This window comes from Pseudomonas sp. BE134 (assembly GCF_031456105.1).
Classification (GTDB): domain Bacteria; phylum Pseudomonadota; class Gammaproteobacteria; order Pseudomonadales; family Pseudomonadaceae; genus Aquipseudomonas.
The window spans coordinates 108,822-130,025 of sequence record NZ_JAVDUA010000009.1 but is presented as its reverse complement, the minus strand read 5'-3'; the positions used below and the strand labels follow the sequence as shown (position 1 = coordinate 130,025).

The following is a 21,204-nucleotide window of genomic DNA, read 5'->3' as shown; positions in this document are numbered from 1 at the left end:
GCTCCGCCAGTTACGAGAAGGCGCATCCCCGGATGCGCCTTTCTTCTATCCGGATTCTACCCACGCTCCACGGTTGCCTAATTTTGAAGTTCAACCGTTTCTGGGGGACGCATGCTGCAGAATATCAGGGACAATTCACAAGGCTGGATTGCCAAGACCATTATCGGGGTCATCGTTGCACTGATGGCTTTGACCGGTTTCGACGCCATTTTTCAGGCCACGACGAACAGCAATGACGCGGCCAAGGTCAATGGCGAAGAAATCACCCAGAACGAGCTGAGCCAGGCGGTTGATATGCAACGCCGTCAACTCATGCAACAGCTGGGCAAAGATTTCGACGCTTCCTTGCTCGATGAAAAAATGTTGCGCGAATCAGCCCTCAAAGGCTTGATCGATCGAAAATTGCTGCTGCAAGGCGCACAAGATTCGAAATTCGCATTCTCCGAAGCCGCTCTGGACCAGGTGATCCTGCAGACGCCTGAATTCCAGGTCGACGGCAAGTTCAGCCCTGAGCGTTTCGATCAGGTGATCCGTCAACTTGGCTACAGCCGTATGCAGTTCCGCCAGATGCTGGCTCAGGAAATGCTGATTGGTCAACTGCGCGCTGGCCTGGCCGGTAGCGGCTTCGTCACCGACGCTCAGGTGCTGGCCTTTGCCCGTCTGGAAAAACAGACCCGCGATTTCGCTTCCCTGAACGTCAAGGTTGACCCGGCGTCTGTGAAGCTGACTGACGAAGAAGTCAAAGCCTACTACGACGAACACGCCAAGGAATTCATGACGCCGGATCAGGTGATCATCGATTACCTGGAATTGAAGAAGGCTTCCTTCTTTGATCAGGTCTCCGTCAAGGACGAAGACCTGCAAGCGGCGTATCAGAAAGAAATCGCAAACCTGTCCGAACAGCGTCGGGCTGCGCACATTCTGATCGAAGTGAACGATAAAATGACCGAGGCGCAAGCCAAGGCCAAGATCGAAGAAGTGCAGGCGCGTCTGGCCAAAGGCGAAAAATTCGAGGCCCTGGCCAAAGAGTTCTCCCAGGATCCGGGTTCGGCCAACAACGGCGGTGACCTTGGTTACGCCGGTCCTGGTGTCTACGACCCGGCCTTCGAAACAGCCCTGTATGCGTTGGCCAAGGATCAAGTCTCCGATCCGGTTCGCACCGACTTCGGTTTCCACCTGATCAAGCTGTTGGGTGTGGAAGCACCTGAAGTGCCGACGTTTGCCAGCCTCAAAGACAAGCTGACACGCGAGCTGAAAACCCAGCAGGTCGAGCAGCGTTTTGTCGAAGCGACCAAGCAACTGGAAGACGCCTCGTTCGAAGCGTCCGATCTGGCCCAGCCGGCTCAAGACCTGAAACTCACCGTTCACACCTCCAAGCCATTCGGTCGTGAAGGCGGTGAAGGGATTGCGGCCAACCGTGCGGTGATTACCGCTGCGTTCAGTCCTGAAGTGCTGGATGAGGGTGCCAACAGCACCGCCATCGAACTCGATCCTGAAACCGTGATCGTGTTACGTGCCAAGGAGCACCTGAAACCCGCACAACTGCCGCTGGAAAGCGTAAACGTCGCCATCCGCACGCAATTGGCCAAGGAGCACGCCAGCTCTGCCGCCAAGACCAAGGCTGAACAGCTGATTGCCAGCCTGCGCGACGGTAAGACCCCGCTGGACACGGCAATTGATGGCCAGAACTGGAAAGTGACCGAAGCAGCTACCCGCGCTCAGGAAGGGGTCGACCCAACTGTGCTGCAAGCGCTGTTCCGGATGCCCAAGCCTGCCGCCAAGGACAAGCCGACTTTCAGCAACGTGACCCTGGCCGACGGTAGCCTGGTGATCGTGCGTTTGAACAACGTGAACGAAGCGGCCGCGCCGACTGAAGAAGAGAAGGCTCAATACCGTCGCTTCCTCGCCTCGCGCATTGGCCAGCAAGACTTCGCGGCTTACCGCAAGCAGCTGGAAAGCGAAGCCGATATCAAGCGTTATTGATGCCTGATTGAGCGTGTCGCCACACAAAGACCCCGGCCGAAAAGCCGGGGTTTTTTGTGTCTGAAAGGATAGCGAACCGGTCATCCGTCGCCGGAGGCGGGGGGGAGCGACCTTTTTGCGCCCATGGCAGTCTTTACACGTGTAACTGTTTTAAGACACTAATCGATGCGCCGCCAGGCATCGATCTGTTGCACAATACGCCCCGGACCGTTTTCCTCAGGATGTTCAATGTTTAAATCAATTCCCATGCGTCTCGTCGGGCTGGCACTGGTGCTCGCCGCTGCCGGCTGCTCGTCCAAGAAAGCCGCGATCTATGAGCATGAGAACTTCGCCGACTCCGGCACCTTTTCACGCAATTACCCCGTGACCGATGTGAGGAGCTGCGAGGCGGCACGCCGTGCCTTGCTCAGCCAGGGTTACATCATTACCAGCAGCGACCCCAAGCTGATCAGCGGGCACAAGAGTTTCCAGCAGACCGGCGAGACGCACATGGAGATCAGTTTCAGTGTGGTCTGTGCCGATGACGGCAGCGACGGTCACCACGCGACCATGTTCGCCAACGCCTTGCAGGACCGTTATGCGCTGAAGAAAACCAATAACTCCGCCAGTCTGGGTGTTGGTGTGTTGGGCTCGGTATCTATGCCGATCGGCTCTTCCGACGACTCGATGGTCAAGGTCGCCAGCGAAACCGTCTCGTCGGCCAAGTTCTATGAGCGTTTTTTTACCTTGGTCGAATTGTTCCTGCCACCGGAAGCGAAGAAAGCCGCGCACATCGTCGAGAAGCCGAAGACCGACCTGGGTGTGCCTGAAGCCAAAGCGGCGCCGGCAGCCTTGGCACCCACTCCGCCAGCTGCGCCGGAACCTGTGCCAGCTCCAATCCCGGCTGCCGAACCTGCCCCCACCCCAGTAGCCTCGGAACCGGTTGCGCCACCGGCGGAAACCGCGCCGATTACCCCTATGCAAGTCAGCGATCCGGCACCGTCCACAGAAACGATCACACCGCCGCCACCGTCGGACTTGCCGCCGCCAAGCGAGCCCATTCCGGCCATGCCGGTTACTGGTCAGTAATCGTTTTTCGACGGGATCGGGTCAGACGACACCGATCCCGTAGGCGCATTACATTGATCTGCATCAGCCAGGCCGTAGTCCTACAGCCTCTATCGAAAAAAACCGGTGATAAATTCCTGACCGCCTGCTACGTTTTATCAAGTAGCCGCTGAGCGGTGCGCCTGCGTCATTTTTCTTTCACAGGGGCACTTTATGCTCGGGGCGTTGGTCATTTATTCAGGCAATTTTTAAACGAGCGCTGGGGGATTCAAAAATGGACGATTATCAAGAAGAGCTGCTCGAGTATCAGGCGTTTGAACTGGACCCGCTGGAACCCGCCGAAGACGCTACCGAGCTGTAAGCGTCATGCGGAGTGGCGATGACTGCGGCGGAACTCGCCCGGTGTCTGGCCATTCCAGCGTTTGAAAGCCCGTTGAAAGGCTTCAGCTGAAGCGAAACCCAACAGGTAGGCGATTTCTCCGAATGCCAGTTCGGTATCGCGGATGTAGGTCATGGCCAGGTCGCGACGTGTATCGTTGAGAATCGCGCGAAATTGCGTGCCCTCTTCGGCGAGTTTGCGGCGCAAGGTCCAGGTGGGCAGCTTCAGGCGTGCCGCCACTTCTTCCAGGTCGGGTTCCCGGCCACCATTGAGTAACGGCCCCAGTAACTGAGTGATGCGTTCACGCAGACTACGGGTGCGTGTCAGTTGCTCCAGTTCCCGTTCGCACAGTTGCAGCAAATGCCGCCAGGTACTCGGACAGTGCACCGGGTTGCGTTGGGCGAGGCTGGCCAGGTTCAGACGCAGTTGGTTGTGCTCGGCGCCAAACTGGATCGGGCAATCGCCCAATATGGCATACGCCTCGCGGTAGTCCGGCGCGTCGAATTCGATTTCGATGCGTTCTGCGCGTAGCGGGGCGGGGCTCAGGCTGGACAATTGCTGCAACCAGCCGGCGATGATCGAGTCCACCACAAAGCGGTTATAGGCGTTGTACGGGCTGATGGAGTAGAAGCGCAGCCAGGCGCCCTGAGCGTCCTCATGAAAGCTCGACTGACCGCGATAGTTGGAGCCGTACAAGGCTTCGAAACGAATCAGGCAGCGCGCGGCTTCACGAACCGTCGGCGCCTGGGCGGCCGTGACACCAGCCAGACCGGCCTGGCTCAGACGACTGAGCTGGCCCATGCGCAAACCCAGTGCCGGGTCATCCGTCAGTTGGATCGCCCCGTGGCCCAGGCGCATGTAGCGCGGGATCGACAGACGGGCTCCGGGCTCCGCCAATCTGGCCGCATCCAGGCCGTATTGATCGAGCAACGGTTGAGGGTCTACGCCGTGGCTGTGCACCGCCTCGGCCAGACTATGGACGAAACCCACCGACAAATCCCCGAGGCGCATCGGCAACGGTTTCATGGGTTACAACCAGAGGTTCAGCAGCCGCGCGCCACGGGCGTTGCCGTCAGCGAACTGGTGACCGTTGTTGTTGAGAAAACTTTGCCCGGCGCTGCCTTGATCCCAGAACTGGCCGCGCAGGAACACGCTCATACCGGCGATGGCCTGGCTGCCTGGCGGTTGCGCGGTCAATGTCAGGCGATGCCAGGCCTGACCTTCACTGAGTTCACCGGGCTTGAGGCTGACGGATTGGGGGGGCGGCAATCCCCGGTATCCCCGCCACGGTTTATCCCAGGTGTCACGTCCGACGACGAACGCTGGCACTGCCACCAGTTGCACACCCTGATCGTCGAGCTTGCGGTAATTCTCCGGGTACCAGCTGTCACTGCCGATCAAAACGCCCAAGCGTCCGGCGGGTGTATCGATGACGTTGAGTGTCTGTTGGCCCTTGGTATTGGTGTCGTCAGGCTTCTCGAACACGGGATGCAGCTGGCGTTGCGGCTGGCCAATCGGCAAGCCATCGCGACCAAAGATCACGCTGCTGTTGTACAGCGCGCCGCGCCCGATGTTCAGCCGGCCGTCGATGACGCTGGGCTCCGGAAGCACGATGGTGCCCGCCACCACCGTCACGTCAAATTCCTTCGCCAGCCCGCCGAACAGTGCCTGGTAACTCTTGGCCATGCCTTTGGCTTTCATCCGCAAATGGGCATCGTCCAGGCGACTGCCGCCCTCGGCGCTGATCAGCGCGCGAACGAACTGCAAGGGATTGCTCACCGCGAGCCAGTTCATGGCTTCCTTGATGGTCGTGGCCTGGTACAGCTCATCTTTCTCACCGCTGACCATCAGCCAGGTGCCGACATGCTCGGGCAGCACGACGATGGTCTTGTCATTCAGCAGGCCATGGTCCCGGGCCTGCTGCAAATAGGCGGCGAGTTTGCGGTGCAAACGCTCGGGGCTTTGATAGTCGGTCGGGAACAGCTCGGGCTGGATGCCCAGCAGGTTGCCGCGATCAGCGGGTGTGCCTTGATCGACGGCGAGGTTGATGCGCAGGTCCGACAAGTAGTGGCCCACCGGACGGTCCGATGCCCACATGGCGTAGGTGGTCAGGCCGGCAATGATTGCCATGGAAAAGGTCAGGTACAGAAGTTTGCGCATGGGGAGCGGTCAACGGCCGTGTGCAGGATTCGCGACTAGGGTAGGGCCCATGCGCGCACTTGCCAAGGGGGCGTGCACATTTGGATCAATAAGTTGTCAGTTTCGGTCATTGAGTGACAGGAGCGCGACTCTTAACCTGTCGAGCATGACTGATGGGAGCCAAAGAGCTCCTGCACTTTTTCCGTGAACGCTCGATGTGGAGTTACAAATGGCCGCCGCTCATTACCCGCACCTGTTGGCCCCGCTGAACCTGGGTTTTACTACGCTGCGCAATCGCACCCTGATGGGCTCGATGCACACCGGTCTTGAGGAAAAACCCGGCGGTTTCGAACGCATGGCGGCGTACTTTGCCGAGCGAGCGCGCGGTGGCGTTGGCCTGATGGTCACAGGCGGCATCGGACCTAACGATGAAGGCGGGGTGTATTCCGGGGCGGCCAAACTGACCACCGAGGAAGAAGCCTTCAAGCACCAGATCGTGACTCGCGCCGTGCACGAGGCGGGTGGCAAGATCTGCATGCAGATCCTCCACGCCGGGCGTTATGCCTACAGCCCGAAGCAGGTCGCGCCGAGCGCCATCCAGGCGCCGATCAACCCGTTCAAGCCCAAAGAGCTGGACGAGGAAGGCATCGAGAAACAAATCAGCGATTTCGTCACCTGTTCGACTCTGGCGCAACAGGCCGAGTATGACGGCGTCGAGATCATGGGTTCCGAAGGTTATTTCATTAACCAGTTCCTCGCGGCCCATACCAACCACCGCACCGACCGTTGGGGCGGCAGCTATGAAAACCGTATGCGCCTGCCGGTGGAAATCGTCCGCCGCGTGCGTGAAGCAGTGGGTCCGAACTTCATCATTATCTTCCGCCTGTCGATGCTCGACCTCGTCGAAGGCGGCAGCACCTGGGAAGAAATCGTCACCCTGGCCAAGGCCATCGAACAGGCCGGTGCAACGATCATCAACACCGGTATTGGCTGGCACGAAGCGCGGATTCCGACCATCGCCACCAAAGTGCCGCGTGCGGCGTTCAGCAAAGTCACTGCCAAGCTGCGTGGCTCGGTGAGCATTCCGCTGATCACCACCAACCGCATCAACACCCCGGAAGTGGCCGAACAGATTCTGGCTGAAGGCGATGCCGACATGGTGTCCATGGCGCGTCCGTTCCTCGCCGACCCGGAATTCGTCAACAAGGCCGCTGAAGGCCGTGCCGACGAAATCAACACCTGCATCGGTTGCAACCAGGCATGCCTGGATCACACCTTCGGCGGCAAATTGACTAGTTGCCTGGTCAATCCGCGCGCTTGCCATGAAACCGAGCTCAATTACCTGCCGGTGCAGCAGATCAAGAAAATCGCCGTGGTCGGTGCCGGTCCTGCGGGGCTTTCCGCTGCGACGGTGGCTGCCGAGCGCGGGCATCAAGTAACGCTGTTTGATTCGGCCAGTGAAATCGGCGGTCAGTTCAACGTCGCCAAGCGCGTACCGGGCAAGGAAGAGTTCTTTGAAACCCTGCGTTATTTCAATCGTAAATTGCAGACCACCAACGTCGAGGTGTGCCTGAACACCCGCGTTGACGTGGCGCAATTGGTCGAGGGAGGTTACGACGAGATCATTCTCGCCACCGGCATCGCGCCAAGAACCCCGGCGATACCCGGCGTTGAAAACGCCAAGGTGTTGAGTTATCTCGACGTGATCCTTGAGCGCAAACCGGTGGGCAAGCGTGTCGCGGTCATCGGCGCCGGCGGTATCGGTTTCGACGTGTCGGAATTCCTCGTTCACCAGGGCGTGGCCACCAGTCAGGACCGCGAAGCGTTCTGGAAGGAGTGGGGCATCGATACTCACCTGGAAGCGCGCGGCGGTGTCGCGGGGATCAAGGCTGAGCCGCATGCACCTGCTCGTGAGGTATTCCTGCTGCAACGCAAAAAATCCAAGGTCGGCGACGGCCTCGGTAAAACCACCGGCTGGATTCACCGCACCGGGCTGAAGAACAAGCAGGTGCAGATGCTTAACAGCGTCGAGTACCTGAAGATCGACGACGAAGGCCTGCACATTCGTATTGGCGAAACTGGCGAGCCGCAAGTGCTGCCGGTGGACAACATCGTGATCTGCGCCGGGCAGGATCCGCTGCGTGAGTTGCAGGACGGTTTGGTGGCGGCGGGGCAGAACGTGCATTTGATTGGTGGCGCGGACGTGGCGGCAGAGCTCGATGCCAAGCGCGCGATCAACCAAGGGTCGCGGTTGGCCGCTGAGTTGTAATCAACAGGTCTAGCGTGCCAATGGCTATCGCGAGCAGGCTCGCTCCCACATTTGATCTTCAGTGCGACATAGATCGAGTGTGGGAGCGGGCTTGCTCGCGAAGGCGTCCTTAGAGCGACTAGAATGCCAGCTCTTTACCCAGAGCTGGCATCGATGCTCCTCCCTCCCAACGACTGGCTACCCCAGGCCCCCCTCGAACCCCTCAAGCTCGACTGGCTCACCACCGCCGGTATCGAAGTCGCCACTTTGCGCCTCGACCAGATCGACCCGCTGATCAGTGGCAACAAGTGGTTCAAGCTCATCGAGCACTTGCACGCAGCCGACCTCGCCGGTGCCAACGGCATCATCAGCCTGGGCGGTGCGCACTCCAATCATCTGCACGCATTGGCCGCCGCCGGCAAACGCTTCGGTTTCCGCACCGTCGGCCTGTTGCGCGGTCATCCGCAGGAAACCCCGACGGTGAAGGACTTGCAGGCATTCGGCATGCAATTGCATTGGTTGGGTTATGGCGGTTACCGGGCGCGGCATGAAGCGGGTTTCTGGCAACCCTGGCAGGCGCAATACCCCGATCTGCATCCGGTGCCCGAAGGGGGCGGCGGCCTGCGAGGAGCAAGCGGCTGCATGCGATTGAAGGCAATGGTCGACGACCAACCGGGTTGTCTGGGGTGGGGCGGCCACGACGGCTGGTGGTTGGCCTGCGGAACCGGCACCACTCTGGCCGGCCTGGTGCTGGCCGAGGACGGCGAGCGCATGGTGTACGGCGCAATGGCGGTGCCCGACGATCACGGCGTTGCGCAACAGGTCGAGTCGATCCTGAAAGAAGCGGGTGTGAGCCAGCACAACTACCAACTGCTGGACGCCAGTCGAGGCGGCTTTGCCAAAGTCGATCAGCCGTTACTCGACTTCATCGATCAAACCGGACACGTCAGCGGTTTGCCTCTGGAGCCGTTGTACACCGGCAAAGCGCTGCTGATGCTCAAGCAGCAAATCGAGGCCGGAGCATTCAAAAAGGGCACGCGGCTGATCTTTATTCATACCGGAGGCTTGCAAGGATTGCGGGGGTTTCGATAAGCACACGCTCGGCGCTCATTTGCGTTTAGGCATCATCCGCAACAAGGTGTTATCCCGCACCACATAGTGGTGATAGATCCCGGCCACGGCGTGCAAGCCGATCAGCCAGTAGCCGATGGTGCCACCGAGTTCATGCCAGTCCTGAATCTGCTTGGCCAGCGCTTTGTCTTCCGCTACCAGCATCGGCAGGTCAAAGCCGTAAAACATCACTTGATTACCCTTGGCGCTGGTCACCAGCCACCCCAGAATCGGCATCGCGATCATGAAAATGTACAACGCCCAGTGCATCAACTTCGCGAGCGTGGTTTGCCACGGCGGTGAGGCGGGGAAAATCTGCGGTGCGGGGCCCAGGCTGCGGGCGAATAACCGCAGCCAGACCAGCACGAACACGGTCAGGCCCAGCATGAAGTGCGATTCGACGATCAGCGTTCGGCCGCCACTGCCTTTAGGAAAGAGCCCACGAAACTCGATGCTGGCGTAAACCAGCGCCAGCAAGACCAGCATCACCCAATGCAGCGTGATCGATACGGTGCTGTAGCGTGATTCCGAATTCTTCCATGGCATACGGTGTTCCTCACAGGCCGGGTCTAAAGCCACCGCTCCTGTCCGACGGTGTTCCTTAACTGTAATGCGCTTTGAGGGATTTGCCTGTGGCTAATCGTCGTTGCAACGCTCTGGATCAAGTGATCGGCCAAAAAAAGCGCCAGTTCCGCAAAGAACTGGCGCTTTTATAAACGGCAAATCGCAGATTCAACTGCTCTGCGGCATCTCCCCCTTGGCCAGGCGCTTGTTGATGTCGACGATCACCTGCGGCAAATCAGTGAGGGTGTCGATCATGTAATGCGGCCGCGAGCCGTTGAACATGGCATGGATACGCTTGCGTTCGCCGGCCAGTTGATCGCTGCCCAGGGCGAGATACTCTTCGTAGTTCAGGCCCAGCGCGTTACCTGAACAGATCAGCGCCACGGTCCACATGCCGGCACGACGACCTTCGAGAATGCCCGGCACGGTGTCGTCGATCTTCACGCAGGCAGCGACATCGTCGATGCCCAGCGCAATGACGTTGGCCAGGGCCTGAGCCGGCCATGGGCGACCGTTGGGGACTTCATCGGTGGCGACCACGTGGTCGGCGACGTAGCCGTTGGCGGCGGCCAGCTCGACCACTTTGTCCATCACCTGTTTCGGGTAGCCGGAACAGGAACCGATCTTGATCCCTTGCTGGCGCAAGTGGGCGATGGTGTCCAGTGCACCGGGAATCAGCGCCGAGTGTTCGGCGATTTTTTCGATTTGCAGCGGCATGAAGCGTTGGTAGATGGCCGTGACATCCTCATCGGTCGGTGCGCGGCCGAACACGGCGCGATAACGCTCAGCGACTTGCGGTTGATCGCACAGGGTGCGGATGTGGTCCCACTTGCCCATGCCCATCGGCCCGCGGGCTTCTTCGATGGAGACCTGGACGTCGAACTCGGCGAAGGCTTCGACAAAAATCCGGGTGGGTGCGAAGGAACCGAAGTCGACGACGGTGCCGGCCCAGTCGAGGATGGCGGCTTGCAGTTGGGTTGGGTTTGCGTAGTTCATGTCTCAAATCCTGTATTTGGAAAAATGAAGATCCGTGTAGCAGCTGCCGAGCCTGCGAGGCTGCGTTCGACTGCGAAGCAGTCGTAAACCCTTTACACAGTGTTTTCCTGAAAGACCGCGGCGCCTGAATTTACGACTGCTTCGCAGTCGAACGCAGCCTCGCAGGCTCGACAGCTGCTACGCAGATTGTTGTGAATCAGAGTTCGAAGACTTCCATCTCGCGCAGTACGTCGGCGACTGCGGCCACCGCCGCGTGCATCTGGGCCTGGTTGACGTGGCCAATGCAGCCGACACGGAAGGTTTCAACCTGGGTCAATTTGCCGGGGTAGAGGATGAAGCCCTTAGCCTTGACCCGTTCGTAGAATTCCTTGAACTGGTAACGCGGGTGTTTCGGGGCGTGGAACGTGACGATGATCGGCGCCTGGATCGCGGCGGGCAGGAAGCTGCGCAGGCCGAGTTTGGCCATCTCATCGAGCAGCACGTTGCAGTTGTCGGCGTAGCGTTGATGCCGCGCCGGCAAGCCACCTTCTTCGTGGTATTGCAGCAGGGCCTCGTGCAGCGCCGCGACCACATGGGTCGGCGGGGTGAAGCGCCATTGGCCGGTCTTGGCCAGGTAGGTGTGTTGGTCGAACAGGTCCATTGCCAGCGAGTGCGAGTTGCCGGCGGCGTTGGCCAGGGATTCTTTGCGAGCGAAAACGAACCCCATCCCCGGCACGCCTTCCAGGCATTTGCCCGATGCGGCGATCAGGGCGTCGAACGGCACCTGTTGCGCATCAATCGGCAGGGCGCCAAAGGAACTCATGGCGTCGATGATCAGGCGTTTGCCGTGTCGGGCAATGACGTCGGCGATTTCCGCCAGCGGGTTGAGGATGCCGGTGCTGGTTTCGCAGTGAATCAGTGCGACGTGAGTAAGGCTGGGGTCAGCGTGCAGCAGGCGGTCGACGTCCGCGGCGGTGGTCGGTTCGTCTTCAGCGGTTTCGAAGGTGCTGAAGGACCGACCCAGCACTTCGCAAATCTTCGCCAGGCGTTTGCCATAGGCGCCGTTGATCAGCACCAGCACTTTGCCGTCGCGGGGCACCAGCGTGCCGATGGCCGCTTCGACCGCGAACGTGCCGCTACCTTGCAGGGGCACACAGTGGTGGCTGTCACCGCCGTTGAGGATGGCCAGCAATTGTTCGCACAGGCTGGCCGTCAGTTGGTTGAAGCGGTCATCCCATGAACCCCAGTCGACCATCATCGCCTGGCGAGTGCGGGCCGAGGTGGTCAGTGGTCCGGGGGTGAGCAGGATGGGGTCGGCAGTGCTCATTCTCGTGTCCTCGCAATCGATGGGATGAAGTTACGGGGCATAAATTGCAATTTGCCGTGCTATCAATCAAATTGTTTGTTGTTATGCCAGCCATCAGTGAGAGTTATTCATGAACCTGTTCCAGCTTCGCGCCTTTGATGCTGTGGCCCGCGAAGGCAGCTTCACCCGCGCCGCCGCACGGTTGTTCATCAGCCAGCCGGCGGTGACCGGGCACATCAAGTCCTTGGAGGAGCGCTACCAAATCACTTTGTTGCGCCGTAATGCACGACGTGTGGAGCTGACGGACGAGGGCACCAAACTGGCCGCGATCACCCGGGCCATGTTCGGCCTGGCGGAAGAGGCGCAGGTAATGCTCGAAGCGAACCGGCAGCTGCTGACCGGGCGCCTGGAAGTGGCGGCAGACGGTCCGCACCTGGTGATGCCGATGTTGGCCAGCCTGCGGGCGCGTTATCCGGGCATCACCGTGAACCTGCGGCTGGGCAATGCCCAGGAAACCCTGGCGGCGTTATTGTCCGAGCATGCCGATGTGGCGGTGCTGACCGAGGTTGAACCGCGCAAAGGCCTGCATTTGCAGGCGCTGAGCGAGTCGCGGATGTGTGCGTTGGTGCCTGTAAATCATCCTTGGGCCAAGGCAAACAGCGTGAAGCTCAAGGAACTGGATCAGGTGATCATGGTGATGCGTGAGCCGAGTTCGATTACCCGGCGCACGTTCGATCAAGCCTGCAATCAGGCCAGGGTCAATCCACGGGTGTTGCTGGAGCTGGACAGTCGTGAAGCGGTGACCGAGGCCGTGGCGGCTGAGCTGGGGGTTGGTGTGGTGTCGTCGGTGGAGGTCAGCCATGACCCACGGGTGGCGGCGGTGCCGATCGTGGGTGAGGGGTTGGTTAACCGGCACATGATCGGGTGCATGGAGCGACGGCGGGATTTGCGCCTGATACAGGCGTTTTTTGATTTGGCGCCAGTGTGAGGTTGATTCCCTGTGGCATGCATCTAGCGATTGATCAGCCAATCGAGCAGCAAACGACCGTCGCGGCGTGACGGGTAAGCGGCAAGAGGCTTGATCGGGTTGCCTGCGGTGGCGCATAACACCGGGCGATCCGGGTCACTGTCGAGAAAGCTGATGAGCACCTCAGTACCGGCGAGGGGCAGCCGGGAGGGATCAATCCGACCATCCGCCGTGGCAAGGGCCACGGGAAGCCATAGGCCGGAGGATTCATCGGCGTCGTCTTCCCGCGTTGGCCACAGCCGCACCTGTATTCGATTTTGCTCATCCAACGCTGCCGGTTGCCCGACCGTACCCAGCACTAGCGCGATCTGATAGCCCGGAATGCTCGGCCGGGGCTGTGAGCGCGCGGGCCTGAATTCCGTTGACCAGGGAATGGCGGTGAACTGATTGCTGTAGCGCCGTGGGCGTTGGTCGGCGAGGATTGACGGCTGTTGCCCCTGGTGTTGGACGTTGGTGATCAGCCACTGATCGTTGAAGCCTGACAGTGGATTCTCCGCCACTTGTACGATGCTTCCACTGCGCAAGTCAGCTTGATTGCTTTGGCCTTCAATCTGTCGATGCTGGCAGCGCAAACGCTCCAGTTCCCGGCGATTGAGCTGCTCGCGGTGTGCCTGCTCGGGGGTGGGGCGAGCAATCGAAGCGGATGTTCTGGAGAAGGTGTGGTTGGCTGCACCATCACCGGTGGCTTTAGTGCCGCGATTGTGGGCGATTCGACGTTCGGGTTGGGCGCGCGCATTATGCCGCTGGAACAGCTCGTGGAAGACCGGCAGAAAATTCTCGTCACGGGGCTCGGACTGAAAGGGCAGCAAGAGCGAGTCTTCGGGGAATTTCTGGGTGTCATCGGCCAGCACCAGGACATGCCCGTCACGCTGATGTTCGAAGTGATAGTGGATGCCTTCTTCTTCGCAGAGCCGCTGCATCAACGTCAGGTCGGTCTCTTCGTATTGAATGCAAAACGGCCGGGGCGGGTAGTGCACGTCGGACAGTTCCAGGCGATAGCTGGCCTCGGGCAGTGCATGTTCCTCAAACAATTGACGCAGGATGGCCGGCACGCTGAGGCGATGAAAGACCCGACGGCAACGGTGGCGGTCGAGGTTTTTAACGTAAGGCACCAGCACCAGGTGGTAGCCGATGCGATGCAGGCCGCGATGTTCACGGCTGGCGCTGTGAACAATGCCGTGAATGACACTGTGATCTCCAAGGGTGAGAAAGGCCGGTTGTTGCAGCACGGGGTCGAGGTTCATCGCCGGTGCCAGGCCAATGACTTCAATGTCGAATCGATAGGGCTGGTTCAGGCCTTCAGTGCCACTGAACTGCAATACCTGCAGGCTCAATCCGCTGTCGAGGAGGGTCAGGGTGTAGAGACTTTCCTTGTCGTTGTGCATCGAACGCGCTTCTGCCATGGAGTACGGACGCGAAGGGTACGAAACCACGCCGCTCAATAGTCACCGCAAATCGGCGTTTCAGAATCGCCCTACGAGTACTGGCGAAAAAGTCGATCCGTGATGCCGGTCATTCAGTCCGCATTTTTTGGTCGATTGCCAACTTTAGGCCGTATAAACTTGCGCAACGCGTCGGCCAATAGATGTCTCGGCGCCACAGATCAAGAGAGTGAGTAATGGGCGCACAGTGGAAGGTTAAACACAAAGAAGCGGCATCCAACGCCAAAGGCAAGATTTTCGGCAAACTGGTGAAAGAAATCACCATTGCTGCGCGCAACGGCGCCGATACCGCCACCAACGCACACCTGCGACTTGTGGTTGAACAGGCCAAAAAGGCCTCGATGCCCAAGGAAACTCTGGATCGCGCGATCAAGAAAGGCGCGGGTCTGTTGGGCGAAACCGTGCAATACCATCGCGTGACTTACGAAGGCTTCGCACCGCATCAGGTGCCGCTGATCGTTGAATGCGTGACCGACAATATCAACCGCACCGTGGCTGAAATCCGCGTGGCATTCCGCAAGGGCCAGTTGGGCGCTTCCGGTTCGGTGGCTTGGGACTTTAACCATGTCGGCATGATCGAGGCGTCTCCGGACAGCCCGGACGCCGATCCGGAAATGGCCGCGATTGAAGCCGGCGCCCAGGATTTCGAGCCGGGTGAAGAAGAGGGCACGACCTTGTTCCTGACCGAGCCTGCGGATCTGGATGCGGTGCAAAAAGCACTGCCTGAGCAAGGGTTTACCGTGTTGTCGGCGAAACTGGGCTACCAGCCTAAGAACCCGGTCACCGGGTTGAGCGACGAGCAAATGGCTGAAGTCGAAGCGTTCCTGGAAGGCCTCGACAACCATGATGATGTGCAGGATATGTTTGTGGGTCTGGCTGGGTAATTTGTTTATTCAGTAATACCGCTATCGCGAGCAGGCTCGCTCCCACATTGGATCTTCGTCGTACACAGATCCAGTGTGGGAGCGGGCTTGCTCCGGGCGGCGTTCCGACGAATGACCGCGAAGCGGTCACCTATCTTGAAGTTCCCGCACAATCTCGCTAAACCCCGGTCGCTTCAGCACCTCAGGCTGACAGCAGCGCTCTTGCAACACTTCCAGCTCTTCACGCGCGATATCGCTCAACCCCGAGTCGATGCGTTCCAGCAGTTCCCCCAGCAACACACCAAAGGCCCGCACCTCGATCCGTTGCAGCGCTCGGCTTTCCGGGCTGTCGCAGGTGGCGTGGAAAGACGCCGCGCCAAAATCGCCCAGCAGGCAATCACCGTGTTCATTCCACAGGATATTGTGGCCATAGAGGTCGCCGTGGGTGATGCCTTGGCGGTGCAAGTGCCTGGCCACCGAGGCGACGCCATGGGCGATGCGCAATGCCACGCCCGCGCTGAAACGGGTGTCATCGGTGTAGATGTCGCGGGTGCAGGAGGCCAGGCTCGGCAGCGCGGCCAGGTTGCGATAACTCGAATCGATCAGTTGCATGACCAGCCCGGATTGCTGCTCGGGATGATCGACGATTCGGCCTTCGACCCGGATCAGGTTAGGGTGAAGGCCGGCGGTGATGCAGGCGTTCATCTCGTGCAGGGGGGAGCCGTCGCTGGTCATTTCGCCCTTGTAGAGCTTGACCGCGACCGGTATGGCCGGGTGCTCCGGTTGATCCCATGTGGCCCGGTGAATCACTCCCGAAGCGCCTTCGCCCAGTTGCTGCTCCAGACGCAATTGGTCCCATGGAATCCGGGCTGTGGCTTCCAGCGCCGCCGCATCGGCTTCGTTTTCCAGCGGGTTACCGGCGTACGCCAGCCAGGTCAGGCTGGGCAAGGCCAGCAGCCATTCGGGCAGTTCACTGAGTTGATTGGCAGCGATGCGAATCAGCTCAAGTCGATGGCACTGACTGAGGCTGCGGGGCAGGCGCTGCAAGCGGTTGCCGGCGAGCATGAGTTTTTGCAGGTACGGTCGGTCGCCCAGTTCGGTGGGCAGTTGCGTGATGCGGTTATCGGTCAGAATCAACCAGCGCAGCAACGGCGGCAGCGCGGCGCCAGGGACGGATTCGATAGCATTGGCCTTGAAGCCGATCATCGTCAGCGCAGCGCATTGGCCCAGGCATGCTGGCAGTTCTGTGAACAGGTTTTCGGAGCAAAAAAGTACGCGCAAACGGGTCAGGCGATGCAGGTCATCCGGCAGGCTGCTCAAGGAGTTGCCGCTGAGGTTGAGCACTTCCAGCGAGTCTGCCAAGTCGAAGATTTCCCGGGGAAATTCTGTCAGGCCGCAGGCCAGGTCCAGGCGGGTGATGCCAGTCAATTGACCGGCACGCAGTTGGGCGAGGGTATCCATGGGCGAGTTCGCTTTTGATCAAGGGAAGGCGCAGGGGCCTGGAAGTGGGCGACATGATAGCGGTAAAGCAGGCTCGCCTGTCAGGCCGGTGCGCGCACTTCCTGCAACTGCCCCAAACGGCTGCGTGTACGCGCCAGATCGATGGCATCGCCGCCCAGGCTTTCACGCAATGGGTGTGGGCCGAGCAACGTCAGGTGCTTGTCCTGATCGTATAAAACGTCGATCAAATTGATAAAACGCTGCTGCGCGGCAATGGAGCAGTCGGCCAGGTCAGGCAGTTCGTCGATGATCCAGTGATCGAAGCGCCTACACAGCTCCAGGTAATCCATGACTGCCGTGGGGTGATCACACAGATCGGCAAAGGTGAATCCGACGGTCCGTTCTGCGCAGTGCCGCGCATGAAAATGCCGGGTACCGACCGGCAGCTGCAATGGCGGGGTGTTGCCTTCGGGCAGGTTCAACGCCTGGCGTTGCGTCACGCTACCCGGCCAGACATACCGGCCTTGCGTAAACACCTGCTGCGCATGGGTTCTGACCTGACTGCGGTAGTCATGCGGGCCGCCGACTTCCATCACGTGCATGCGGGCGTGGATCAGCTCGATAACGGGTTTGAAGCGTGCGTGGTAGAGCGGGTTGGGTAACAGGCCCTCTGGTGGATAATTGGACGTCACCAGCAGCAGAATACCGCGACGGAACAGCGCCTTGAACAAGCGCGTGATGAGCATCGCGTCGCCGATGTCATGGACGTGAAACTCGTCGAAACACAGCACCCGGCAATCGCTCAGCAATTCATCAAGGGTGACTTCCAGCGCATTGGGTTGATCGCGATGGGTGAACATGCCCTGATGCAGTCGGGCAAAGAATTCATGGAAGTGCAGCCGCTGTTTTTTTTCGATCGGGATCGCCTGGAAGAAGCCGTCGAGCAACCAGCTCTTGCCGCGTCCAACCGCACCATGCAGGTAAAGACCGGGTAGGGTTTTCGCCGACTCGCCGAGCAGGGCGGTGGCGTGCTGCGCCATGCAGTCGATCACCCGCAACTGACTGTGGCTGAGGGTGTAGCCCTGGGCATGGGACTTTTGGTGGAAGTATTCGTGGACGACTTTGCCCGCCGCCACGCCGCTGGCCGGTTCCGCAAGCGCCTTGCCGAAAAGGCCGCGCAAGGAAAGCCAGCGTGGTGTCAGTCGCGAACGTTTGGGCGGTCGAGCGGCCATTGTCATGTCAATCCGTAGTCGTCAGGCCGGCTCCCCGAGCAGCGGCGGCGTAGTGTAACCAGTTGGGTAATTTCTCTTCCAGTCCTGTCGACGGGTGAAGCGGGATTGAACAGACCGCCGGCCTTCGCAGGTGTCAGGGCAAAGCTGAACACATTTCGGAATGATCGCTGATTCCGTTGTGGAAGCGAGCCTGCTAGCGATAGCGGAGTGTCAGCTAACATCAACTTTGAATGTGCCACCGTCATCGCCAGCAGGCTGGCTCCCACAGGGGGCGTCAATCACAAAACCGCCCCCGCAATGGGATCAGCGGTGTGGTCAGAACTGTGCGGTTTGCTTGAGCATCTGCGCCGCCGGCGTGTCACTCGGGCTGACCATCGCATAGTTGTAGCCGCTGCCAGACCAGTACTCGGCCTGCAACTCGCCATCGCTGCGGCTGCCCCGTGGCAGCAAGTAGTTTTTCGGTCCTGGTGGGCGCACGTAGAAACTGATCTTGTGCCCGCCCTGATCCTCGTAAACCACCATCGCCGCCGGCCCTTGTTCGGTGCTGAGCAAACGGCCGCTGACCGGTTTGAAGCCTGCGCCTGACAAGTCGGGGAGACGATTGGCGCGGGTGAAATAACGGTCCAGCCAGCCCTGCATGTCACCGTCGGCGTTGACCTTGTAGTCGGCCGGCAAGATGCCTTGCTGGGCGATCAGGCGATAAGCCTGCATGGCATCGGTCATCGGCGGCGGGGCGCCGGGCAGGGTCATCTCACGCGCTTGCCAGCCGCTCAATCCACCGACGCTGACAGCGATCAACAGCACCGCCGCACTGGCCAGATGACGGTGGGACTGGTGTTTAAGGCGTTGGCGAATCAGTGCCGGGTCAAGCTCCTGATTGACCGGTTGTTGCAGGGCACCGCTCAGTGCTGCGCGCAATTGTTGAGCGTCCTGCTGCCAGGCGCGTACTTGCGCGGCTGCTTCAGGGTTGTTTTCCAGGTAGGTTTTCACCAGACGTCGGTCGGCGTCGTCAAGTTGGTGATCGACGTAAGCGTGCAGGTCACGCTCGCTCGGGGGCATGCTGATCATTTGAGTATCCGCAAAGAAGGGCTGGTGATTTCGCCGTCGCTGAGTTGGCGCAAGGCCTGGCGGGCGCGGGACAGGCGGGACATCACGGTGCCGGTCGGGACGTCGAGAATCTCGGCGACCTCTTTATAACTCAAACCTTCCACCGACACCCAAAGCAGCAGCGCGCGCTGTTCGGTGGTGAGTTGATCGAAGGCTTGCAGCGTCGATTGGGCAATCACCGTGCGTTCGACCGACGGCTGTGCGTCGTCGCGGCCGGTAAAGAATTCGAGCATTCGCGCATAACGCCGGGTGCGACGGTGGGCATCGAGAAACTGCCGGTACAGAATCGAAAACAACCAGGCGCGCAAGTCGCCCCCGGGGCGTTTGTCAGCCCAACTCGACAGCGCTCGCTCCAGGCTCGACTGCACCAGATCGTCGGCGCTGCTGGGATTGCGCGTCAGCGAACCCGCGAAACGCCGCAGCCTGGGAATGATTTCTCTGAGTTGTTCGTCGATATCGTTCATGAAGTTCTGGCTAGTCACTACGCTGGGACTAGGAAGACGCCCGGCATATGAGGTTATTCCACGCCTGCAAAAATAAACACCGGGCGATGGAATAAAGCGCAGTGGGGTACGTCTGCTTGATTCTTCTCACTTGTGGCCGACGGCCCTGGAGTTATTCATGGTAGATCGCTCATCACCGCCCACCCGGCCACCGCTGAGTGCCGCAAGCCTGACACTGCGTTTGACTGGCATTGCGGTCGTGGTCGCCGCGCTGGCCGGTGCCTTTGCCTACGTCAATGGCACACTCGACCCACAGCGCCTGACGCCGAAAGCGCTGATCAACGTGCTGGAAAAGAACAACGGCGTACACCCGGGTTTCCGCCGTAATCACGCCAAAGGTGTGTGCGTGATCGGGTATTTCGAAAGCACCGCTGAGGCCCGCAGCTATTCCAGTGCGCAGGTGTTCAGCGACGCCAAGACCCCGGTGGTCGGGCGATTCGCTTTACCCCCCGGCAATCCTTACGCACCCGACAGCGCCGTGCCGATCCGCAGCATGGCGTTGCGTTTCACCCAGGCCAACGGTCAACAGTGGCGCACCGGGATGAACAGCATGCCGGTATTCCCCGTGGGCACCCCTGAGGCGTTTTATCAGTTGCAGCAAGCCCAGTCGCCGGATCCGGCCACCGGTAAACCCAACCCGGCGGCGGTCCCGGCATTCTTCGGTGCTCATCCCGAATCTGCGCCGTTTCTGGCCTGGATCAAAACCGCCAAGCCGTCGGCCAGCTACGCGACAGAGACGTACAACAGCGTCAACGCGTTCTACCTGGTGAACGCCGCCGGTCAACGCCAGGCAGTGCGTTGGAACATGGTGCCAGTGGCGCAGGATGCGGCGGGTGCCACAGCGCCTGAGGGCAGTGATTTTCTTGAGAAAGATCTGGTTCAGCGCCTGTCAGCCGGGCCGCTGCGCTGGCAGTTGCAGATCACGCTGGCAAACCCGGAGGATCCGGTCAACGACGCCAGCAAGGCCTGGCCAAGCGGTCGCAAAGTGCTGAACGCCGGCACTTTGGTCCTTGAACGCACCCAGCCACAACTCAATGGCGAGTGCCGCGACATCAACTACGATCCGCTCGTGCTACCCAGCGGCATTGAAGGTTCCGACGACCCGTTGCTCGCTGCACGCTCAGCCGGTTACGCCAATTCCTACTTGCGCCGCACCAGTGAAGTCAGTCAGTTGAGTGCCGCTAAACAGGAGGCTCAACAATGAGCGCTCAACCGAACCATTTCGCGCCGTTGGCGCGGCTGCTGCATTGGCTGATGGCGCTGATGATCATTGCGATGCTGTTTATCGGCGCGGGAATGGTGGCCTCGGTGTCCGAGCGCCATGAGTGGTTACTCAATCTGCACAAGCCTTTGGGCGTTGCGATTTTGCTGCTGGTGATTGTGCGTTTGTTCGTGCGCTTTTCCACCCGACAGCCACCGTTGCCGGCGGATCTGCCGAGCTGGCAGGCACTGGCGGCCAAGGCCTCACACGTTTTGTTGTACGTCTTGATGTTGGTTTTGCCGTTGCTTGGCTGGGCCATGATTTCGGCAGCGGGTGACCCTGTGATGATCAGCAACTCGCTCCAGTTGCCCTCGATCCTGCCGGCCAATGCGCAGGTGTTTGCGTTCCTGCGCAAGGCGCATGGGTATCTGGCGTATCTGCTGTTTCTCACCGTGCTGCTGCACCTGGCGGCGGCGTTGTTTCACGGTTGGGTGCGGCGTGATGAGGTGCTGGACAGCATGTTGCGCGGCAAGGATCGCGGCTGACCTTGTAGTAGCTGGCGTAGCCTGCGTCCCGTGTAGCAGCTGCCGAAGGCTGCGTCCGGCTGCGAAGCAGTCGTAAAAAAGAACACCTCGGTC

At 60.0% G+C, this 21,204-nt stretch carries 18 protein-coding genes; 8 read left to right on the top strand and 10 right to left on the bottom strand.

Going from position 1 to position 21,204, the window contains the following annotated elements:
* Positions 1 to 111 precede the first annotated feature (111 nt).
* On the top strand, positions 112 to 1,983 hold the full coding sequence (locus J2Y56_RS10075; RefSeq protein WP_007946895.1) for a SurA N-terminal domain-containing protein: 1,872 nt from the start codon (positions 112 to 114) through the stop codon (positions 1,981 to 1,983).
* 228 nt (positions 1,984 to 2,211) lie between these two features.
* Positions 2,212 to 3,051: a DUF2242 domain-containing protein gene (locus J2Y56_RS10070; protein ID WP_007946896.1), complete on the top strand. Its 840-nt coding sequence runs from the start codon at positions 2,212 to 2,214 to the stop codon at positions 3,049 to 3,051.
* A 343-nt stretch (positions 3,052 to 3,394) separates the two neighbouring features.
* Here J2Y56_RS10070 and J2Y56_RS10065 read toward each other — a convergent pair whose 3' ends face one another.
* Together J2Y56_RS10065 and J2Y56_RS10060 are read right to left on the bottom strand one after the other, a co-directional pair.
* A complete protein-coding gene (locus J2Y56_RS10065; RefSeq protein ID WP_007946897.1) occupies positions 3,395 to 4,435 on the bottom strand; it encodes an AraC family transcriptional regulator in 1,041 nt (346 codons plus the stop codon).
* Between the two features lie 3 nt (positions 4,436 to 4,438).
* Positions 4,439 to 5,569: a carbon-nitrogen hydrolase family protein gene (locus tag J2Y56_RS10060; RefSeq protein WP_007946898.1), complete on the bottom strand. Its 1,131-nt coding sequence runs from the start codon at positions 5,567 to 5,569 to the stop codon at positions 4,439 to 4,441.
* A gap of 208 nt (positions 5,570 to 5,777) precedes the next feature.
* Here J2Y56_RS10060 and J2Y56_RS10055 point away from each other — a divergent pair, with 208 nt between their 5' ends.
* Both J2Y56_RS10055 and J2Y56_RS10050 read left to right on the top strand, forming a co-directional pair.
* Positions 5,778 to 7,817 (top strand): FAD-dependent oxidoreductase, encoded by a 2,040-nt coding sequence (locus tag J2Y56_RS10055; protein ID WP_007946899.1) that lies wholly within the window; start codon positions 5,778 to 5,780, stop codon positions 7,815 to 7,817.
* 153 nt (positions 7,818 to 7,970) lie between these two features.
* On the top strand, positions 7,971 to 8,888 hold the full coding sequence (locus J2Y56_RS10050) for a 1-aminocyclopropane-1-carboxylate deaminase/D-cysteine desulfhydrase (RefSeq protein WP_007946900.1): 918 nt from the start codon (positions 7,971 to 7,973) through the stop codon (positions 8,886 to 8,888).
* Positions 8,889 to 8,903: 15 nt separating this feature from the next.
* Here J2Y56_RS10050 and J2Y56_RS10045 read toward each other — a convergent pair whose 3' ends face one another.
* The 3 genes from J2Y56_RS10045 to J2Y56_RS10035 form a co-directional block, all read right to left on the bottom strand.
* Positions 8,904 to 9,452 (bottom strand): cytochrome b, encoded by a 549-nt coding sequence (locus tag J2Y56_RS10045; RefSeq protein ID WP_007946902.1) that lies wholly within the window; start codon positions 9,450 to 9,452, stop codon positions 8,904 to 8,906.
* Between the two features lie 186 nt (positions 9,453 to 9,638).
* Positions 9,639 to 10,466, bottom strand: a complete 828-nt coding sequence (gene phnX / locus J2Y56_RS10040; RefSeq protein ID WP_007946904.1) for a phosphonoacetaldehyde hydrolase — start codon at positions 10,464 to 10,466, stop codon at positions 9,639 to 9,641.
* 196 nt (positions 10,467 to 10,662) lie between these two features.
* Positions 10,663 to 11,772 carry a 2-aminoethylphosphonate--pyruvate transaminase gene (locus J2Y56_RS10035; RefSeq protein WP_310349965.1) on the bottom strand — a complete coding sequence of 370 codons (1,110 nt, stop codon included), beginning with the start codon at positions 11,770 to 11,772 and terminating at the stop codon, positions 10,663 to 10,665.
* 109 nt (positions 11,773 to 11,881) lie between these two features.
* On the opposite strand from J2Y56_RS10035, the gene J2Y56_RS10030 reads away from it, so the two are divergent.
* Positions 11,882 to 12,739 (top strand): LysR substrate-binding domain-containing protein, encoded by an 858-nt coding sequence (locus tag J2Y56_RS10030; RefSeq protein WP_310349962.1) that lies wholly within the window; start codon positions 11,882 to 11,884, stop codon positions 12,737 to 12,739.
* Positions 12,740 to 12,762: 23 nt separating this feature from the next.
* Here the strand turns inward: J2Y56_RS10030 and J2Y56_RS10025 are convergent, their stop codons facing one another.
* Complete coding sequence (locus J2Y56_RS10025; protein WP_310349960.1) at positions 12,763 to 14,163, bottom strand: type VI secretion system tip protein TssI/VgrG; 1,401 nt, start codon at positions 14,161 to 14,163, stop codon at positions 12,763 to 12,765.
* Positions 14,164 to 14,396: 233 nt separating this feature from the next.
* Here J2Y56_RS10025 and J2Y56_RS10020 point away from each other — a divergent pair, with 233 nt between their 5' ends.
* Positions 14,397 to 15,104, top strand: a complete 708-nt coding sequence (locus J2Y56_RS10020; protein WP_007946909.1) for a YebC/PmpR family DNA-binding transcriptional regulator — start codon at positions 14,397 to 14,399, stop codon at positions 15,102 to 15,104.
* 126 nt (positions 15,105 to 15,230) lie between these two features.
* Here the strand turns inward: J2Y56_RS10020 and J2Y56_RS10015 are convergent, their stop codons facing one another.
* From J2Y56_RS10015 to J2Y56_RS10000, 4 genes are all read right to left on the bottom strand, one after another.
* Positions 15,231 to 16,544, bottom strand: coding sequence for a leucine-rich repeat-containing protein kinase family protein (locus tag J2Y56_RS10015; protein WP_310349958.1), 1,314 nt, complete (start codon positions 16,542 to 16,544; stop codon positions 15,231 to 15,233).
* Between the two features lie 80 nt (positions 16,545 to 16,624).
* Positions 16,625 to 17,755 carry a cell division protein ZapE gene (gene zapE, locus J2Y56_RS10010; protein WP_310349957.1) on the bottom strand — a complete coding sequence of 377 codons (1,131 nt, stop codon included), beginning with the start codon at positions 17,753 to 17,755 and terminating at the stop codon, positions 16,625 to 16,627.
* 315 nt (positions 17,756 to 18,070) lie between these two features.
* The gene (locus tag J2Y56_RS10005) at positions 18,071 to 18,823 is read right to left on the bottom strand and encodes an anti-sigma factor (RefSeq protein ID WP_310335159.1); all 753 of its coding nucleotides are present in this window, start codon (positions 18,821 to 18,823) and stop codon (positions 18,071 to 18,073) included.
* Positions 18,820 to 19,326 carry a sigma-70 family RNA polymerase sigma factor gene (locus J2Y56_RS10000; protein WP_007946913.1) on the bottom strand — a complete coding sequence of 169 codons (507 nt, stop codon included), beginning with the start codon at positions 19,324 to 19,326 and terminating at the stop codon, positions 18,820 to 18,822. Before J2Y56_RS10000 ends, J2Y56_RS10005 begins: the two co-directional genes overlap by 4 nt.
* 157 nt (positions 19,327 to 19,483) lie before the next feature.
* Here J2Y56_RS10000 and J2Y56_RS09995 point away from each other — a divergent pair, with 157 nt between their 5' ends.
* Both J2Y56_RS09995 and J2Y56_RS09990 read left to right on the top strand, forming a co-directional pair.
* Positions 19,484 to 20,569 carry a catalase family peroxidase gene (locus J2Y56_RS09995; protein ID WP_007946914.1) on the top strand — a complete coding sequence of 362 codons (1,086 nt, stop codon included), beginning with the start codon at positions 19,484 to 19,486 and terminating at the stop codon, positions 20,567 to 20,569.
* Positions 20,566 to 21,111 carry a cytochrome b gene (locus J2Y56_RS09990; RefSeq protein WP_007946915.1) on the top strand — a complete coding sequence of 182 codons (546 nt, stop codon included), beginning with the start codon at positions 20,566 to 20,568 and terminating at the stop codon, positions 21,109 to 21,111. The genes J2Y56_RS09995 and J2Y56_RS09990 overlap by 4 nt, the downstream gene beginning before the upstream one ends.
* Positions 21,112 to 21,204 lie beyond the last annotated feature (93 nt).

Bases quoted from the DNA above. Each gene is read 5' to 3' on its own strand.
- J2Y56_RS10060 (WP_007946898.1), bottom strand. From the start codon at position 5,569: ATGCGCAAACTTCTGTACCTGACCTTTTCCATGGCAATCATTGCCGGC.
- J2Y56_RS10055 (WP_007946899.1), top strand. From the start codon at position 5,778: ATGGCCGCCGCTCATTACCCGCACCTGTTGGCCCCGCTGAACCTGGGT.
- J2Y56_RS10025 (WP_310349960.1), bottom strand. From the start codon at position 14,163: ATGCACAACGACAAGGAAAGTCTCTACACCCTGACCCTCCTCGACAGC.
- J2Y56_RS10000 (WP_007946913.1), bottom strand. From the start codon at position 19,326: ATGAACGATATCGACGAACAACTCAGAGAAATCATTCCCAGGCTGCGG.
- J2Y56_RS10075 (WP_007946895.1), top strand. From the start codon at position 112: ATGCTGCAGAATATCAGGGACAATTCACAAGGCTGGATTGCCAAGACC.
- J2Y56_RS10015 (WP_310349958.1), bottom strand. From the start codon at position 16,544: ATGGATACCCTCGCCCAACTGCGTGCCGGTCAATTGACTGGCATCACC.
- phnX (WP_007946904.1), bottom strand. From the start codon at position 10,466: ATGAACTACGCAAACCCAACCCAACTGCAAGCCGCCATCCTCGACTGG.
- J2Y56_RS09990 (WP_007946915.1), top strand. From the start codon at position 20,566: ATGAGCGCTCAACCGAACCATTTCGCGCCGTTGGCGCGGCTGCTGCAT.
- J2Y56_RS10045 (WP_007946902.1), bottom strand. From the start codon at position 9,452: ATGCCATGGAAGAATTCGGAATCACGCTACAGCACCGTATCGATCACG.
- J2Y56_RS10020 (WP_007946909.1), top strand. From the start codon at position 14,397: ATGGGCGCACAGTGGAAGGTTAAACACAAAGAAGCGGCATCCAACGCC.
- J2Y56_RS10070 (WP_007946896.1), top strand. From the start codon at position 2,212: ATGTTTAAATCAATTCCCATGCGTCTCGTCGGGCTGGCACTGGTGCTC.
- J2Y56_RS10035 (WP_310349965.1), bottom strand. From the start codon at position 11,772: ATGAGCACTGCCGACCCCATCCTGCTCACCCCCGGACCACTGACCACC.
- zapE (WP_310349957.1), bottom strand. From the start codon at position 17,755: ATGGCCGCTCGACCGCCCAAACGTTCGCGACTGACACCACGCTGGCTT.
- J2Y56_RS10005 (WP_310335159.1), bottom strand. From the start codon at position 18,823: ATGATCAGCATGCCCCCGAGCGAGCGTGACCTGCACGCTTACGTCGAT.
- J2Y56_RS10065 (WP_007946897.1), bottom strand. From the start codon at position 4,435: ATGAAACCGTTGCCGATGCGCCTCGGGGATTTGTCGGTGGGTTTCGTC.
- J2Y56_RS10030 (WP_310349962.1), top strand. From the start codon at position 11,882: ATGAACCTGTTCCAGCTTCGCGCCTTTGATGCTGTGGCCCGCGAAGGC.
- J2Y56_RS09995 (WP_007946914.1), top strand. From the start codon at position 19,484: ATGGTAGATCGCTCATCACCGCCCACCCGGCCACCGCTGAGTGCCGCA.
- J2Y56_RS10050 (WP_007946900.1), top strand. From the start codon at position 7,971: ATGCTCCTCCCTCCCAACGACTGGCTACCCCAGGCCCCCCTCGAACCC.